This is a genomic window from Aquimarina macrocephali (genome assembly GCF_051627225.1).
Classification (GTDB): Bacteria; Bacteroidota; Bacteroidia; order Flavobacteriales; family Flavobacteriaceae; genus Aquimarina; species Aquimarina macrocephali.
Genome location: NZ_CP151795.1, coordinates 4,472,529 through 4,487,286 on the forward strand (window position 1 = coordinate 4,472,529; position 14,758 = coordinate 4,487,286).

A 14,758-nucleotide genomic window follows, 5' to 3' on the forward strand; every position below is an offset into this window, starting at 1 on the left:
GGTGAGCTTAAATAAAGCCTTCTAAAAATTCTTCATCTACCAGATTTGGCAATGTTACTTTAAGTTGTGGAGTCCTCTCCATTTCTCTTTTTATTGCGAATAATGCTTCTTCATTACGAGCCCAACTTCTTCTTGAAATTCCATTATTTACGTCATAAAATAACATACGTTCTAGTTTTTCTGAAGCTTCTGCAGAGCCATCGAGTAACATCCCGAATCCCCCGTTGATTACTTCTCCCCAGCCAACACCACCACCATTGTGGATAGACACCCAGGTAGCTCCTCTAAAACTATCACCGATCACATTATGGATAGCCATATCCGCAGTAAATTTACTGCCATCATAAATGTTACTGGTTTCCCGATAAGGAGAATCGGTACCGCTCACATCGTGATGATCTCTCCCCAGAACAACCGGAGCCGAAATTTTTCCACTTTCAATTGCTTTGTTAAACGCTTCAGCAATTTTGATTCTACCTTCGGCATCGGCGTATAAAATACGAGCTTGAGAACCAACAACAAGTTTATTTTGTTTGGCTTCTCTAATCCAGGTAATATTATCCTGCATCTGCTGTTGAATTTCTTTTGGAGACACTTTCTTAATAGATTCCATTACTTCTAAGGCAATCTGATCTGTCGTGTCCAGGTCTTCTGGTTTCCCAGAGGTACATACCCATCTAAAAGGTCCAAAACCATAGTCAAAACACATAGGCCCTAAAATATCCTGTACATAGGATGGATATTTAAAATCAATGCCATTTTCTGCCATGATATCTGCTCCTGCACGAGAAGCTTCTAGTAAGAACGCGTTTCCGTAATCAAAGAAATAAGTACCTCTTGCAGTATGTTTATTAATTGCATTGGCATGTCTGCGAAGTGATTCCTGAACTTTGCTTTTAAACGCTTCTGGATCATTGCTAATCAAGGTATTCGCTTCTTCATAACTTAACCCTGCAGGGTAATATCCTCCAGACCACGGGTTGTGCAATGATGTTTGATCAGATCCTAATTGAATATAGATATTTTCTTCATAGAATCGTTCCCAGATATCGACAACATTACCTTGATATGCAATAGAAACGATTTCTTTTTGATCCATCGCTTTTTGAACTCTGGTTACCAAATCATTTAAATTATCAAGGATTTCATCTACCCAACCTTGCTCATGACGTTTTTGAGCGGCTTTTGAATTTACTTCGGCACAAATAGTAATACATCCTGCAATGTTTCCAGCTTTTGGTTGCGCGCCACTCATTCCGCCTAATCCAGAAGTTAAAAAGATTTTACCAGCAGAAGTTTCTTCAGATTTCAATGTCTTTCTAAAAGCGTTCATTACAGTAATGGTCGTACCATGCACGATACCTTGAGGACCAATATACATATAACTTCCTGCGGTCATTTGCCCATATTGCGTTACACCCAAGGCATTGTATTTTTCCCAATCATCAGGCTTTGAGTAGTTAGGAATCATCATTCCGTTGGTCACAACAACTCTTGGAGCATCTTTTGAAGAGGGGAATAATCCCATGGGATGTCCTGAATATATATGTAAAGTTTGCGCTTCTGTCATAGTGGCCAAATATTGCATCGTTAATACATATTGTGCCCAATTTTGAAATACGGCTCCGTTACCACCATACGTTATTAACTCGTATGGGTGCTGTGCGACTGCATGATCCAGGTTATTCTGAATCATGAGCATGATTCCTGCTGCTTGTTTTGTCTCTGCAGGATATTCATCAATAGGACGAGCATACATCACGTATTCTGGCATAAAGCGATACATATAAATACGTCCGAATGTATTTAATTCATCTAAAAACTCACTGGCAAGTTCTTTATGCCAGTCTTTTGGAAAATATCGTAATGCATTTTTAAGCGCTAATTTTTTTTCTTCGTTAGAAAGGATTTGTTTTCGTTTGGGGGCACGACTAATTTTAGAATCCAAAGATTTCTTTGGAGGCATTGTTTTAGGAATTCCTTGAAGTATTTGTTCTTTGAAGTTCATTATATATTGAATTATAATTACTGTCACATTGAGCGGAGTCGAAATGTGATTAAATACGATGCTTGACTATCTCTCTACTCCGCGCGAGATGACAGAAAAGGAAACAGTTTGATTAGGATACTAACTTTCCTTTTTTCCATACCTTAGAAGGAACTAGTTTTCCCTGGTGGTAAAAGATCTCATTGATATGTTCTGTTGGAAACAGGTTAAAATCTGCTATCATCCCAGGAACTAATCTTCCTCTGTCGTCTAGATTAAGTGCGGCAGCTGCTCTACAGGTAATTCCTGCAAGAATTTCGGCATTACTTAATTTTTGAAATGTACCCAAAATACAAGCTTGTGTTAGCAAATCACCCATAGGAGCCGAACCAGGGTTCCAATCACTGGCGATAGCTAATGCTCCTCCTGCGTCTAAAATTTTTCTAGCTGGTGTAAAATCACATCCTAATCCAATGGAAGCACCGGGTAAAGCAACCGAAATCACATTACTTTGGGCTAACATTTGTATTTCATTCTCGGTACTGGCTTCTAAATGATCTGCGCTAATTGCTCCTACTTTTACAGCTACTTCGCTACCTCCTGTATTAAACTGATCTGCATGAACGGTAATATCAAATCCCATTTGTTTTGCTTTTTCAAAATAGGGATAGATATCAGAAGGAAGAAATGCTCCTTGCTCAACAAAAGCATCTATTCGATTTGTAAGTTGCTCTTCTTTTAATAAAGGAAATAGAGTAGTGCTAATTTCTTCGAGGTATGCTTTATGATCTCCATCAAAATCTTTAGGCAATATATGCCCGGCAAGACAGGTTGAAACTAAATCTGCTGTTGTACTACTATTTGCAGTTTTTATAGCACGTAACATTTTAAGTTCTTCTGTAACCGAAAGACCATATCCGCTTTTTACTTCGATTGTGGTAATTCCTCTTTTTAGTAATGTATTTGCTCTTTCTATAACACCAGAAACAAGTACCTGCTGTTCTGCTTTTCTGGTTTGGGTAACTGTATCCCAGATACCACCACCAGCTTCAGCAATTTCTAAATAGGACCTTCCTGCATTTCGCATGGCATAATCATTAGCTCTGGATCCAGAAAAACAGATATGTGTATGGGCATCTATAAATCCGGGAGTACATACATAATCGGTATCTAATTCTATGATTTCTGCATGTAGAGCATTGGCTTTTTCTTTTAAATCTGAAAAAGTACCAATGGTGTGGATTTTTTCACCTTCAATAAGAATACCTGCATCTTCTATGATGTCGAGGTTATGATCCTTTATAGCACCTTTAATACCAGATTTTTGCATAGGTATGAGTTGCGTGATCGGACCTATTAATTTATATGTTGTCATATTATATTTTTTTCCTTTGAATCGAGCTAAGGGAACTATTTAATTTTTTGACTAATATTTTTCAAATTCACTAGAAAACTGTGTTTCTAGAGATACCTGTTCTTTTAAGGATACTTGATTAGCAGTAGTAATTATAGTTTTGTTTTGGATGATTTTGATTCCTTTCTCTATATCATCAGCAAATACCCTGTCTTTATCTGCAAAAGATACGGCTTCTCGTACTTTTTTATGGATTTCATCTAGAATGATTCCAGATTTTAAAGGTTTTCTAAATTCGAAAGCCTGAGCTGCAGTTAATAACTCTATGGCTAATATTTTTTCCAGATTTTCAATTACTCTTAATGCTTTTCTACCACCGATCGATCCCATACTTACATGATCTTCCTGCCCCAGAGAAGTAGGAATACTATCGGCACTTGAAGGGAAACATAATCCTTTGTTTTCACTTGCCAGTGCGGCAGTGGTATATTGTAGTATCATATAACCAGAATTGATACCTGTATCTTCCATCAATAATTTAGGAACACCAGGAGAATTACCTTCTAATGAAAGGTAAATTCTTCTATCAGAGATATTACCGAGTTCTGAAGCTGCTAAACATGCATAATCAATAGCCATAGCTAGTGGTTGCCCATGAAAACTACCTCCGCTAATAGTTAGCTCTTCATTTATAATTATAGGATTATCGGTAACTGAGTTTAATTCTACTTCCAGAAGTTCTTTTAAATGTAGCCATGCATTTCTTGATGCACCGTGTACCTGTGGCATGCAACGCAAAGAATAAGGATCCTGAACTCGATCGCAATCAATATGATCTTCCATAATCTCAGAACCTTTTAGTAAAGATTTTATTCTGGAAGCGACATGGATATTTCCTTTATAAGGTCGTAATTGGTGTAATTCTTTAAAAAATGGTTTTACAGAGCCCTGCAATCCTTCGATCATCATTGCTCCAATAATATCAGCTTGCGTAAGACAACTATGTAGTTTTGCTACTACCTGTACCGCATGAGCAGCAATAAATTGGGTTCCGTTTATTAAAGCTAATCCTTCTTTTGGCCCTAAATCAAGTGGTTTTAATCCTGTGATGTCAAATAGCTCTTGGGTAGTAATTACTTTATTTTGATATTCTACTTTCCCCAATCCAAGTAAAGGTAAAAATAGATGAGAGAGTGGAGCTAAGTCTCCAGATGCTCCAACAGACCCCTGGCAGGGAACAATCGGAATAGCATCGTTATTAATATGCCATAGAATTCTATCTAATGTTTTTTCTGCAATACCAGAATATCCTTTTGCCAGAGACTGTATTTTAAGAATTAGCATGAGCTTAGCAATTTCGGTATCTATGGGATCTCCCACACCGACACTATGACTTTGCAAGATGTTGCTTTGCAGGATATTAGTTTCTTCTTTAGATATTTTTGTAGTACAAAGTGGTCCAAATCCAGTATTGATACCATATACAGGTTCTCCTTTTTCTACAATATTTTCTACTACCTGCTGGCTTTTTTTTACTTTATTGCGAGAAGTCTCAGAGATAATTCCGGTGGTTTCTCCACGAGCAATTTGTATTGCCATACCTGCGGTTAGGTAGTCTTCTCCAAATGAAAATTGGTGTGTTGTTGTTGACATATACGTATTTCTATTTTTTTACTAAAATAATACCTATTTTTGATAATTAGAAATACTAATTTGGTCATTAATTAATAACTATGGGTTATCAAATAGAGCTTCGTCATTTTACTTATTTTATGGCGGTAGCCGAGGAGTTACATTTCAGAAAAGCTGCGGATCGATTGTTTATTTCTCAACCAGGATTAAGCAGACAGATTAAACAGATGGAAGAAATAATAGGTGTTGCCCTTTTTGTACGTAGCAAAAGAAAGGTGACGCTAACTGCTGCAGGAGTGTATCTTAAAAAAGAGTTGGATTATATTTTTAATCATATTGATTTTACGATAAGACAAACTCGTTTGATTGATAAAGGAAGTGATGGAGAAATTCGAATAGGTTTTTTAGGTTCGGCAATACAGACTATTATTCCTGCATTGCTGGTAAAGGCTAATGAAGAATATCCTAACATACAATTTAGTTTAGAAGAGATGTCTAATTATCTTCAGGTAGAGGGGATAGTTAAGGATCAACTGGATCTTGGTTTTGTAAGGTTAGCCAGAGTACCAGATGGAATAGAAATAAAAACGGTACATACAGATACATTTTCTTTGGTCTTACCTATGAATCATCATTTAAATGAGAAGACGTTTAAGAGTGTAAAACAGGTTGCCGATGAGCATTTTATTTTGTTCTCGTCTGATTATAGTTCGGTATATTATGATAAGATAATGAGTATTTGCGAGGATAAAGGATTTTCTCCTATCGTTTCTCATAAATCGGTGCATGCGCAAACCATTTTTAAACTGGTAGAGAGTGGGTTAGGAGTTGCAATTGTTCCTACATCATTACAACAGGGTTTTGATCTGGGGGTTAAGTTTTTAGAGATTCCGAAAATATCTCAAAAAGCAATACTTTCTGTTATTTGGAAAAAAGACAACCGAAATCCGGCACTACAGCAAATCTTGAAGTTTTTATAATAAAAAGTCAGATGCATATTGCATCTGACTTTTCTGTAGTTTATATATATTTACTCGTTTGGCATAGAATAGAAAAACTGCTCTTCGGTAATTTTACCATCATTTACTTGATACACACAAACTTCTTCTATTTGCATACGGCCTTGCTCTTTAAAAGTGCAATCCATTTTCATGGCACAACTAAAATGATTTTCTGCAATTACGGGTTCAGATATTTCTCCACCATGATACTCTTCGACAGAAGCATGCCAATCCTCACTTTTTCGAATAACAGCATCGATACCCGAGGTTACTTCATTTGGCATTCCTGGCATTTCTTTACTTACTATATTTTGATCATACAATTCCTTAAGAGCTTGCATGTTTTCTCCCTGACGACAGAGTTCTACTAAGCGTGTGGCCACTTCTTGTGTGTTCATGGTGTTAAAATTATTGGTTTATAAATGACTTGTGATATGTGTAAAATACAAAAAAAATAGGGTTGGTAATTTTAAAAAAATGTTATAATTTTTAACCTAACCGACGGCTTTCTTATAAATTGTAAGACAACGCTCACGTGCCATTTTATGTTCTACCATAGGTTGTGGATAGGTAAACTCATTACTATCTTTTACCCAGGTATGGATATAGGAAAGTTGTTTGTCGAATTTAGTGATTTGTGTAGTAGGATTAAAGATTCTGAAATATGGAGCTGCATCAACACCAGAACCGGCTGCCCATTGCCAGTTACCTACATTAGCAGACATATCATAGTCTAATAGTTTTTCTGCAAAATAAGCCTCACCCCATCGCCAGTCGATCAATAAATGTTTACAGAGAAAACTGGCAACTACCATTCGTACACGATTATGCATATATCCTGTTTGATTGAGTTGGCGCATTCCTGCATCTACCAATGGATAACCTGTTTGGCCATCCATCCACTTTTTAAACTCCTGCTCGTTATTTCTCCATTCGATTCTATCATATTTAGGCCTAAAAGAAGAGTCCTTAGTATGTGGATAATGCCATAGGATTTGCATAAAAAACTCTCTCCAGATTAGTTCCGACCAAAAAACCTCATTTTCTTCTGTGATCGCTTTTTTGACAATCGATCGTATCCCAACAGTCCCAAAACGTAGATGAGGTCCTATTTTTGAAGTTCCGTTTTCTTTTGATGGAAAATCTCGGGTAGCCTCATAGTTTTGAATAAGATTTGGTGAGATATCATAATCTGGAACTTTGATAGATGATGCTACGAATCCCATTTCCTGTAATGCTACATTAGGAAGATCAGTATTCTTAACCAAATTATTAAGATATAACTTTGTGGAATGGATTTTTAATTGAACGGGGTCAAATATTTCTTTCCATTTATTTTTGTAGGGTGTGTATACTACATATGGTTTGCTATCTTTTTTTACAATTTCATCTTTTTCAAATATAACCTGATCTTTACGTGTATGTAGCTGAATATTATGGCCCTCTAAGATATTTTTGATTAGAGTATCTCTCTCTTTTGCGTAAGGTTCATAATCATGATTGGTATATACCTGCTGTATTTCGTATTGAGAAATTAGAGTTTCAAAAACTTTTTTAGGAGTACTGTAGTGTATCGATAAAGAACTTTTGTATTTATTTTGAAGCTTTAATCTGATTTTTTGCAGCGTTTCAAAAATAAAGGTTACCCGGGCATCATTTTTTGGCAGATGTTCTAAAATATGTTTGTCAAAAATAAAAATCGGTAAGACCGGATACTTTCCTTTTAGTGCTTCAAGAAACCCTGTATTATCATCTAATCTAAGATCTCTTCTAAACCAGAATACAGTGACCTTCTTTCTCATATATTAATTTACATTAAGAGTAGACATACCTCCATCTACCCCAATAACCTGACCCGTAATCCAGCTGCTATCATCACTTAACAAAAATCGCGCAATATTTGCGATATCTTCTGCTTGCCCGATGCGTTTCATTGGGTGACGATTATCCATGAGTTGTTTCTTTTTTTCGTTACTCAGTAATCCTTTTGCAAGGGGAGTATTTGTTAATGATGGTGCGATAACATTAACTCTAAATTTTGGAGCATATTCTGCCGCTAATGCTTTTGCAAACCCTTCTATTGCACCTTTTGCAGCGGCAATACTTGTATGAAAAGGCATTCCGACTTTTACGGCTACGGTACTAAAAAATACTAAACTTGCTTGCTCCGAATTTTTTAATTTGGGAAGTAAGGCGTGTATGATTTTGACCAGAAACATAAAATTGATCTGCATATCTTCTTCAAATATTTTTGGAGTCAACATTTTGAAAGGCTTGAGATTGATGCTGCCAGGACAATATACAAAACCATCAATTCTTTCGGGAAGGGTAGAAGTATCGATTTCATCCTTCGATGCATCATAAGGAATATGAGTTACTTCTAAATTACCTAGATTTTCTGAAGTTCTGGAAGCAATAAAAATATTATGCTCATTATACAGTTTTAGAGCAATTTCAAAACCAATTCCATGACTTCCACCTATGAGTAGGATATTTTTTCTCATTATTTAAGTTTTAAACAAATATAATTTCATTATCTGCTTTGGTTTCAAATGTTCCAAATAATTCGATTAATTTTTTTTTACGATATTCAAACACTTCTTTTAATCTTGGTTTTACAACAATAGGGTGAATCAATTGGCCTAGTATCCCGAAAGGTATTTTATAATCGATAATATCTTCCATTTCAATACCGCCAGGTATTTCTTTGATAAAGTGTTTATGATGCCATAACGAGTAGGGACCAAATCTTTGTTCATCTACAAAATATTCTTTGTCCTTGACATGTGTTATTTCGGTTACCCATTTATTTTTAATACCAGCAATTGGAGTAACAATATATTGTATAATTTGACCAGGATACATTTTACGATCAGCGCCTGATAAAACCTCAAATTTCATATATTCTGGTGTCATTGTTTTCAGATTTTTGGGGTCTGAAAGAAATTCCCAGGCTTTTTCTATTGATATAGGAAGGTTTTGTTTTGCTTTTAATGTATATATTTTCATAGGATACGAAATTATACTACCAAAAGTAAGATATTTTTTGTTTAATGTAAAATGAATTTTGTTAAACAAAATAATAATGCTATCAAAAAAAGCTTTTTGCCCAGGATTTTGCTTCTTCGAGTGTGTTAAAGAACGCAAAGGATTTCCCATATAATGGTTGTTCCATAATTGCTTTATCTCTTTCTTTATCATTACTAGATACAATTGCCAATCCTCTCATATTGTTTAATAAGCCTTGTTTATATATCTCTGGAGAGACTTTATGTTCAAATTTACGATGACTAATCATTACAAAACCTTCTGTTTCATAATGCTTTCTAAGCTTGTCTCTAAGTATTGAAGCTTTATTAAGTGTAAAGTTTACATTTTCGTTGATAGTAAGTATGACATATTGATCGTATAGATCTATTTTACAAAATTCATTAGAAAAATGCTCCATTGGGGGATATGGGTATTGTTATAAATTGTAAATATATGTTAAAAAGAGTGACTAATGCATAGTATCATACCAAAAAATACAGTTTGTGGTGATGAAGTAATTGATAATAAAAGTTTAAATGTTCTTAGATCTAATTTTGGTATTAATCCAGAATAAATAAACCAATTGCACTAAACCTAGTATCCAATATAATTGATATCTCATTTTGTAGATATCAAAAAACTTAACTTCGAAATCAGAAAATTTGACTATCATAAAAGTGATTTCGGGTATAGTAATCCCAAAAAAGACTATAACAAAGAAGATTGTTGCAAACCCAGTATTTTGTTTAATATTAAATTCTGTCGAGAATTTATATTTTCTATAATTTATATATAATAGTAAAAGAAGAATTATAATATCTATACATATCCAAAGCATTTTGGTGAGCTAATATTTTGTGCTAAATATAATAATTTTAAACAAAATATCTTTTAACAGTCTGTACAACAGTTGTCTGGCTTTACTAGTTTACAGGTTAACACAGCCAATAGAGCACCTAGAACAGGAGCAATAAAATAAAGCCACTGGTGTTCCCAATGACCAGATAATAGAGCAGGACCTAAGGATCTGGCAGGGTTCATTGACGCATTAGTCATTGGGCCAGCAAACATTGCTTCGAGTAGTACAACTCCTCCAACTGCTATCCCGGCCATAGTACCAGTTTCTTTAGAGCCTGTAGAAACATTTATAATAACTACCATAAGAAAATAAGTAAGTAATGTTTCTAGGACGAATGCTCTTAGATCATCTAGAGCTGGCAGGGTGCCGCCAAGAAATTCGCTTTCCGGAAATAAAAAGAGTAGAATACTACTGGCTATTATTGCACCAATACATTGAGCGATTATATATTTAGGTACTTCTTTCCATTCAAATTTTTTGGCATAAGCAAATGCAATGGTAACCGCGGGATTAAAGTGAGCTCCGGATATTTCTCCAAAAGCATAAATCATTGCCATTACAATAAGTCCCCAGGTAATTGCAACTCCTACATGAGTGACATCTCCACCAGTTACTTCATTAATGGTCATAGCACCGGTACCACAAAATACCATACTAAAAGTCCCTATACTTTCAGAAATATATTTTCTCATTACTTTTTTAAAATGATGACAAATATACTATTACTTATTTTAAGTTTTTGTTAACCTTTAATGTATGTTGTAATCCTTATTTTCGTCATTAAGTAAATCAAAACAAACTAAACTAACTACAATGAAAAAGATCATCTTATTTCTTTCTATGGCTTTATTCTCTTTAGGAATTGAAGCTCAGGTAAAAGCACCACAACCAAGTCCTACTTCTAAAATAGAGCAGGTTATTGGATTGACAGACGTTTCTGTTGAATATTCACGTCCTAGTATGCGAGGAAGAGCTATTTTCGGAAATTTAGTGCCTTATGACAAGTTATGGAGAACAGGGGCTAATGCAAATACAAAAATAATATTTAGCGATGATGTAAAAGTTGCAGGTAAAGAGTTGAAAAAAGGGACTTATGCAATTTATACAAAACCAGGTAAAGAAAATTGGGAAGTAATTTTTTATAGTGATGCAAGCAATTGGGGGACTCCACAAAAATGGGATGATACCAAAGTAGCAGCTACAGTAACTGTAAAATCAAGTACTATCCCTATGAATGTAGAAACATTTACAATCATGTTTAGTGATTTTAAAATGGATTCTGCAGTTATGAATTTTATTTGGGCAAATACAGAAGCAGCAGTTACTATAGAAACTCCTGCAAAAGCACAAACTGTTGCCAGTATCGAAAAAACTATGGCTGGTCCAACGGATAGAGATCACTATCTGGCAGCTACTTTTTATAAAGATTCTGGAGATTTTGCTAAAGCGAAAGAGCATATTGATAAAGCAATTTCACTACGTAAAGAGCCTGCTTTTTGGTATCATAGACAACAATCTTTGATCTATTCTTTATCTGGAGATAAAGATGGGGCAATAAAAGCAGCAAAAACTTCGTTAGAGTTAGCAGAGAAGGCAAAAAATGCCGACTACGTTAAAATGAATAAAGATTCCCTTGCAGAGTGGGGAGCCAAATAAACACTCTTTTTCACACACAAATCATAAAAAGCGTTCCATTAGGAACGCTTTTTTGTTTTTTAATCTTCTTCTTCTAAAAGGAAAATATCTTCAACAGGTTTTTTGAAAAGCCTGGCAATTTTTAAAGCCAGAACTGTTGATGGTACATATTTATTCTTTTCCATTCCTCTAAACCCCCAATTTGTTGCAGGGCTTTCAATTATTGATATTTCAATATCTGTTGTAGAAATTTTTATTTTTTCGCTAATTTCTTTGAAGAGCATTTTGATCAACCTTTTTTTTGTTTCTACGGTTCTTCCAGAAATCATCTGGCCGTACTTTATCAATAACTTCTGTGCTTACCCAATATAGATTTTCACTTCTAACGAAAAACAAGTATCTGCCATTCGGAGTGATTCTCGGGCTTACTTCATCAAAATCTGAATTTATCGTGCTACCCAGATTAATTGGTTTTGTCCATGTTCCGTCTTGCCTCTTGAAATAGACATAGATATCGTTGTCTTTTCTACTTTCATCTTCTTCGTTTTGACCGGTCACCAGTAAATAGTCCTGACTTGGAGAAATGAATGCGTGATGACCAAATCCAATTTCAACTTCCTGTACTTCGGGATATTTACCGTTTTTATTGGGTGCATAATTGGTTTTTATATTTCTTCCTGATATTTCTGTATAAAAAAGGTCTCCGTTTTTTGCCTGATTGGGAGCAAATACCACTCCATCATTGATAGGTGAATCAAGTTCTACGGCATTACTCCAGGAATCTTCTGTACGGTTTACGTACCAAATTTTCTCATCCACAAAGCTAGAGTCCAAAGCTGTGAAATAAATTCTTTTACCGTTGGAGCTGACGAATGGATGCATTTCTGTTTGCTTTTTCCCATTTGTAAAATTTGCTCTTTTAACGGGAGTCCATTTATTGTCTTCGAGCTTTGAGAAGTAGATAGATGTGTTTTCGCCTTCAGAATAAGCTGAAAAATATATTTCATCTAAATCAGGAGAAAACGAAACGGCACTTTCAAATCTTCCATCAAGTGAAATGACTCCGGGAGCAAACAATTTAGGAGTCAAGTTCGGTGATTTTTGTTCAAAATAGGAGTCTCTTGTAATTGGTAAATCACTGTGTTTTGATTCATGTTTTTTAGTATTGCATGAATTGAAAAACATTATGAATACAAGTAATAAAAATATAAAGTTATTATTTTTCATTGTTCAAATTTTTATAATGTTTGGTAACAAACGTATGCATGCTTGTTATTCAATTTTACCTTATGTTTTAGATTTGTTATTCTTTTATCAAGCCTGATAACCAATACATACTGCGTACTGTAGTCATAGGCAATACTGTTTGATGGTTACCTTCAACCACAACATGTTGTAAGGTTAAACTCTTATCGTTTATGCTTTTAAGCATGGTGATAAATTTTTCGAAATGAGGGATATCTTCCCCCTCCAAGGTGCCATATGAAATAAAAACATTTGCGTTCAGTTTATTTCGCTCTTCAGTGGTAGTAGACTCAAGTTCATAAATTTTCTGTATGACTTCATGATCAACTCCAAGAGCGGGATTACCAAGAATGAAATTTTCAAAGGTATTGGGGTGTTCTGATAATATGTACGCACCAACTAAAGCACCGGAAGAATATCCAAAAAAGGTACGTCTGTTAGCATCAGCCCGGTAGTTGCTTTCTACCATCTTAAAAACATCGTTGCGAATAAATTTCACATAACTGTCCAAATTCCCATAGTTCATTCCTTTTTGCCAGGTAAGCCCAACTAAAATAACGTCTTCTATCTGATACTCAGTGGCGGCAGATAATATCTCGATATGTAGTACCGGATGAGTAAAATAGATTACAGGGTATTCTAAATCTGTGTTTTTTTCATATCCTTCCGGCAGTTTTATGTAAAGTGTATTTAGTGTATCTGTTTCAGAATTACTGACCTGAATGATCTGAGTTTTGGGCATTTCATATGCCTTTTGTGTATCATCGTTTACATTATTTTCTTGAGCAAAGACAGTGTTTATCGAGAAAACACATGTTAATATTAATAACTTTGTTGTTTTCATGTTTTCTTCCTTTTATTACAAAAGTGTTGATTTCTCATTGTTTTAATTAAGAAAACAAATATGCTTCTTAGAGAATTACAAGTCTTGTAAAATCTTGCTGTTCTTTTTATAATTACCAGGAGTTACTCCAACGTATTTTTTGAAACTATGAGTGAAATGGCTTTGGTCATAAAACCCTGATTCAAGCGCAATTTCTACCAAAGGAACATCTGTATAAAAAAGCTTTTTTGAGTTTTCTATTCTAATGGTAGTTAGATATTCCAAAGGTGTTAAACCAATACTCTTTTTAAAGCTTTTTTGTAGTTTAAATTTATTCACTTTAAACTTTTGTTGTAGCATTTCTAAAGTGATTGATTATAATTTAGAGACAAATAGTTTAGAATATCGTCAAAAGGATCATCAGTATTTTTTTGAAAATAAGATTGCTCATCGTCATTCAAAGTATCCAAAAAAAGATTTTCAAGGATTTTGAAAATTGAAACTTCGTTTATGTCAAATTCACTCTTACAGTAGGTTAGAAAATAGGGAAAGCTTGCCAGGTAAGAATAATCGGCATTTATTTTTTTTGAAACACTTTTGATTACGTATTGCTGATATATAGAGCTTTATAAGTCCAAGTACTATTTGTATTGCCCCAGTTTTTATGAATTGAGTAAGGGGGAATTAATTGCAAAGCATTCTTACTAATCAAAAACTTCGAATTGTTAAACGCTATGTTTTCGCTTCCGTATTTGATACAAGCTAGACTCCAACATTGATGAAAATGAAAAGGGAAGTTTTTATTAATAAACGTTGCTGATTTAACTTCAATACCGTCTAGTATCGATGATTTTATTGTACTTATTTTGTTTACTTTTATCATTTTAATTTGTACTTGGGCATTTGTTTTCTCTAGCAAAGACAATATTTAGCGATATAACAATTATTAGTATTACTAATTGAGTAGTATTTATATTTCCTCCTTTTGTCTATATGTTTGGTAACGACTTACTAAACTCAGCCTTAGCGTCATTGATTAAATCATTTGAGAAGCGATAGCGAAGACAAATTATTTAATCAATGGAGTTTAAGGAGTGTTGTCTGCCGTTTTATTTACAAATCTAGAGGATTTATAATTAACTTAAAATTACCTATATCTATCTTGATATGATAAAAATATACCTCTGTGCTT

At 34.5% G+C, this 14,758-nt stretch carries 16 protein-coding genes; 2 read left to right on the plus strand and 14 right to left on the minus strand.

The window, feature by feature from the left end; genetic code table 11:
• Window positions 1-7: 7 nt before the first annotated feature.
• The 3 genes from AAFU52_RS19875 to hutH form a co-directional block, all read right to left on the minus strand.
• Entirely contained in the window at window positions 8-2,008 is a 2,001-nt protein-coding gene (locus AAFU52_RS19875) for a urocanate hydratase (RefSeq protein ID WP_438423293.1), read from the minus strand.
• A 112-nt stretch (window positions 2,009-2,120) separates the two neighbouring features.
• Window positions 2,121-3,362 (minus strand): imidazolonepropionase, encoded by a 1,242-nt coding sequence (gene hutI / locus AAFU52_RS19880; RefSeq protein WP_438423294.1) that lies wholly within the window; start codon window positions 3,360-3,362, stop codon window positions 2,121-2,123.
• A 51-nt stretch (window positions 3,363-3,413) separates the two neighbouring features.
• Window positions 3,414-4,994 (minus strand): histidine ammonia-lyase, encoded by a 1,581-nt coding sequence (hutH, locus tag AAFU52_RS19885; protein ID WP_024769117.1) that lies wholly within the window; start codon window positions 4,992-4,994, stop codon window positions 3,414-3,416.
• Between the two features lie 80 nt (window positions 4,995-5,074).
• On the opposite strand from hutH, the gene AAFU52_RS19890 reads away from it, so the two are divergent.
• The gene (locus tag AAFU52_RS19890) at window positions 5,075-5,953 is read left to right on the plus strand and encodes a LysR family transcriptional regulator (protein WP_024769118.1); all 879 of its coding nucleotides are present in this window, start codon (window positions 5,075-5,077) and stop codon (window positions 5,951-5,953) included.
• A 50-nt stretch (window positions 5,954-6,003) separates the two neighbouring features.
• On the opposite strand, the gene AAFU52_RS19895 is transcribed toward AAFU52_RS19890, so the two are convergent.
• The 6 genes from AAFU52_RS19895 to AAFU52_RS19920 all read right to left on the minus strand — a co-directional run bounded on the left by AAFU52_RS19895 (window position 6,004) and on the right by AAFU52_RS19920 (window position 10,555).
• A complete protein-coding gene (locus AAFU52_RS19895; protein ID WP_024769119.1) occupies window positions 6,004-6,372 on the minus strand; it encodes a nuclear transport factor 2 family protein in 369 nt (122 codons plus the stop codon).
• A 96-nt stretch (window positions 6,373-6,468) separates the two neighbouring features.
• Window positions 6,469-7,776 carry a cryptochrome/photolyase family protein gene (locus tag AAFU52_RS19900; protein ID WP_438423295.1) on the minus strand — a complete coding sequence of 436 codons (1,308 nt, stop codon included), beginning with the start codon at window positions 7,774-7,776 and terminating at the stop codon, window positions 6,469-6,471.
• Window positions 7,777-7,779: 3 nt separating this feature from the next.
• Window positions 7,780-8,478 carry an SDR family NAD(P)-dependent oxidoreductase gene (locus tag AAFU52_RS19905; RefSeq protein ID WP_438423296.1) on the minus strand — a complete coding sequence of 233 codons (699 nt, stop codon included), beginning with the start codon at window positions 8,476-8,478 and terminating at the stop codon, window positions 7,780-7,782.
• 10 nt (window positions 8,479-8,488) lie between these two features.
• Window positions 8,489-8,983: an SRPBCC family protein gene (locus tag AAFU52_RS19910; RefSeq protein ID WP_438423297.1), complete on the minus strand. Its 495-nt coding sequence runs from the start codon at window positions 8,981-8,983 to the stop codon at window positions 8,489-8,491.
• Window positions 8,984-9,065: 82 nt separating this feature from the next.
• Window positions 9,066-9,422 (minus strand): hypothetical protein, encoded by a 357-nt coding sequence (locus AAFU52_RS19915; protein ID WP_438423298.1) that lies wholly within the window; start codon window positions 9,420-9,422, stop codon window positions 9,066-9,068.
• A 473-nt stretch (window positions 9,423-9,895) separates the two neighbouring features.
• Window positions 9,896-10,555 carry an MIP/aquaporin family protein gene (locus AAFU52_RS19920; protein ID WP_438423299.1) on the minus strand — a complete coding sequence of 220 codons (660 nt, stop codon included), beginning with the start codon at window positions 10,553-10,555 and terminating at the stop codon, window positions 9,896-9,898.
• Window positions 10,556-10,676: 121 nt separating this feature from the next.
• Between AAFU52_RS19920 and AAFU52_RS19925 the strand changes: the two genes are divergently transcribed.
• Window positions 10,677-11,519: a DUF2911 domain-containing protein gene (locus AAFU52_RS19925; protein ID WP_438423300.1), complete on the plus strand. Its 843-nt coding sequence runs from the start codon at window positions 10,677-10,679 to the stop codon at window positions 11,517-11,519.
• Window positions 11,520-11,578: 59 nt separating this feature from the next.
• On the opposite strand, the gene AAFU52_RS19930 is transcribed toward AAFU52_RS19925, so the two are convergent.
• From AAFU52_RS19930 to AAFU52_RS19950, 5 genes are all read right to left on the minus strand, one after another.
• On the minus strand, window positions 11,579-11,782 hold the full coding sequence (locus AAFU52_RS19930) for a transcriptional regulator (RefSeq protein ID WP_438423301.1): 204 nt from the start codon (window positions 11,780-11,782) through the stop codon (window positions 11,579-11,581).
• Window positions 11,763-12,725: a hypothetical protein gene (locus tag AAFU52_RS19935; protein WP_438423303.1), complete on the minus strand. Its 963-nt coding sequence runs from the start codon at window positions 12,723-12,725 to the stop codon at window positions 11,763-11,765. Before AAFU52_RS19935 ends, AAFU52_RS19930 begins: the two co-directional genes overlap by 20 nt.
• A gap of 76 nt (window positions 12,726-12,801) precedes the next feature.
• On the minus strand, window positions 12,802-13,587 hold the full coding sequence (locus tag AAFU52_RS19940) for an alpha/beta hydrolase (RefSeq protein ID WP_438423305.1): 786 nt from the start codon (window positions 13,585-13,587) through the stop codon (window positions 12,802-12,804).
• A gap of 75 nt (window positions 13,588-13,662) precedes the next feature.
• On the minus strand, window positions 13,663-13,926 hold the full coding sequence (locus AAFU52_RS19945; protein WP_438423308.1) for a helix-turn-helix domain-containing protein: 264 nt from the start codon (window positions 13,924-13,926) through the stop codon (window positions 13,663-13,665).
• Between the two features lie 241 nt (window positions 13,927-14,167).
• Entirely contained in the window at window positions 14,168-14,449 is a 282-nt protein-coding gene (locus tag AAFU52_RS19950) for an AraC family ligand binding domain-containing protein (RefSeq protein WP_438423309.1), read from the minus strand.
• Between the last annotated feature and the right edge of the window lie 309 nt (window positions 14,450-14,758).

Coding starts and splice junctions, on each gene's coding strand:
- AAFU52_RS19875 (WP_438423293.1), bottom strand. CDS start 2,008: ATGAACTTCAAAGAACAAATACTTCAAGGAATTCCTAAAACAATGCCT.
- hutI (WP_438423294.1), bottom strand. CDS start 3,362: ATGACAACATATAAATTAATAGGTCCGATCACGCAACTCATACCTATG.
- hutH (WP_024769117.1), bottom strand. CDS start 4,994: ATGTCAACAACAACACACCAATTTTCATTTGGAGAAGACTACCTAACC.
- AAFU52_RS19890 (WP_024769118.1), top strand. CDS start 5,075: ATGGGTTATCAAATAGAGCTTCGTCATTTTACTTATTTTATGGCGGTA.
- AAFU52_RS19895 (WP_024769119.1), bottom strand. CDS start 6,372: ATGAACACACAAGAAGTGGCCACACGCTTAGTAGAACTCTGTCGTCAG.
- AAFU52_RS19900 (WP_438423295.1), bottom strand. CDS start 7,776: ATGAGAAAGAAGGTCACTGTATTCTGGTTTAGAAGAGATCTTAGATTA.
- AAFU52_RS19905 (WP_438423296.1), bottom strand. CDS start 8,478: ATGAGAAAAAATATCCTACTCATAGGTGGAAGTCATGGAATTGGTTTT.
- AAFU52_RS19910 (WP_438423297.1), bottom strand. CDS start 8,983: ATGAAAATATATACATTAAAAGCAAAACAAAACCTTCCTATATCAATA.
- AAFU52_RS19915 (WP_438423298.1), bottom strand. CDS start 9,422: ATGGAGCATTTTTCTAATGAATTTTGTAAAATAGATCTATACGATCAA.
- AAFU52_RS19920 (WP_438423299.1), bottom strand. CDS start 10,555: ATGAGAAAATATATTTCTGAAAGTATAGGGACTTTTAGTATGGTATTT.
- AAFU52_RS19925 (WP_438423300.1), top strand. CDS start 10,677: ATGAAAAAGATCATCTTATTTCTTTCTATGGCTTTATTCTCTTTAGGA.
- AAFU52_RS19930 (WP_438423301.1), bottom strand. CDS start 11,782: ATGCTCTTCAAAGAAATTAGCGAAAAAATAAAAATTTCTACAACAGAT.
- AAFU52_RS19935 (WP_438423303.1), bottom strand. CDS start 12,725: ATGAAAAATAATAACTTTATATTTTTATTACTTGTATTCATAATGTTT.
- AAFU52_RS19940 (WP_438423305.1), bottom strand. CDS start 13,587: ATGAAAACAACAAAGTTATTAATATTAACATGTGTTTTCTCGATAAAC.
- AAFU52_RS19945 (WP_438423308.1), bottom strand. CDS start 13,926: ATGCTACAACAAAAGTTTAAAGTGAATAAATTTAAACTACAAAAAAGC.
- AAFU52_RS19950 (WP_438423309.1), bottom strand. CDS start 14,449: ATGATAAAAGTAAACAAAATAAGTACAATAAAATCATCGATACTAGAC.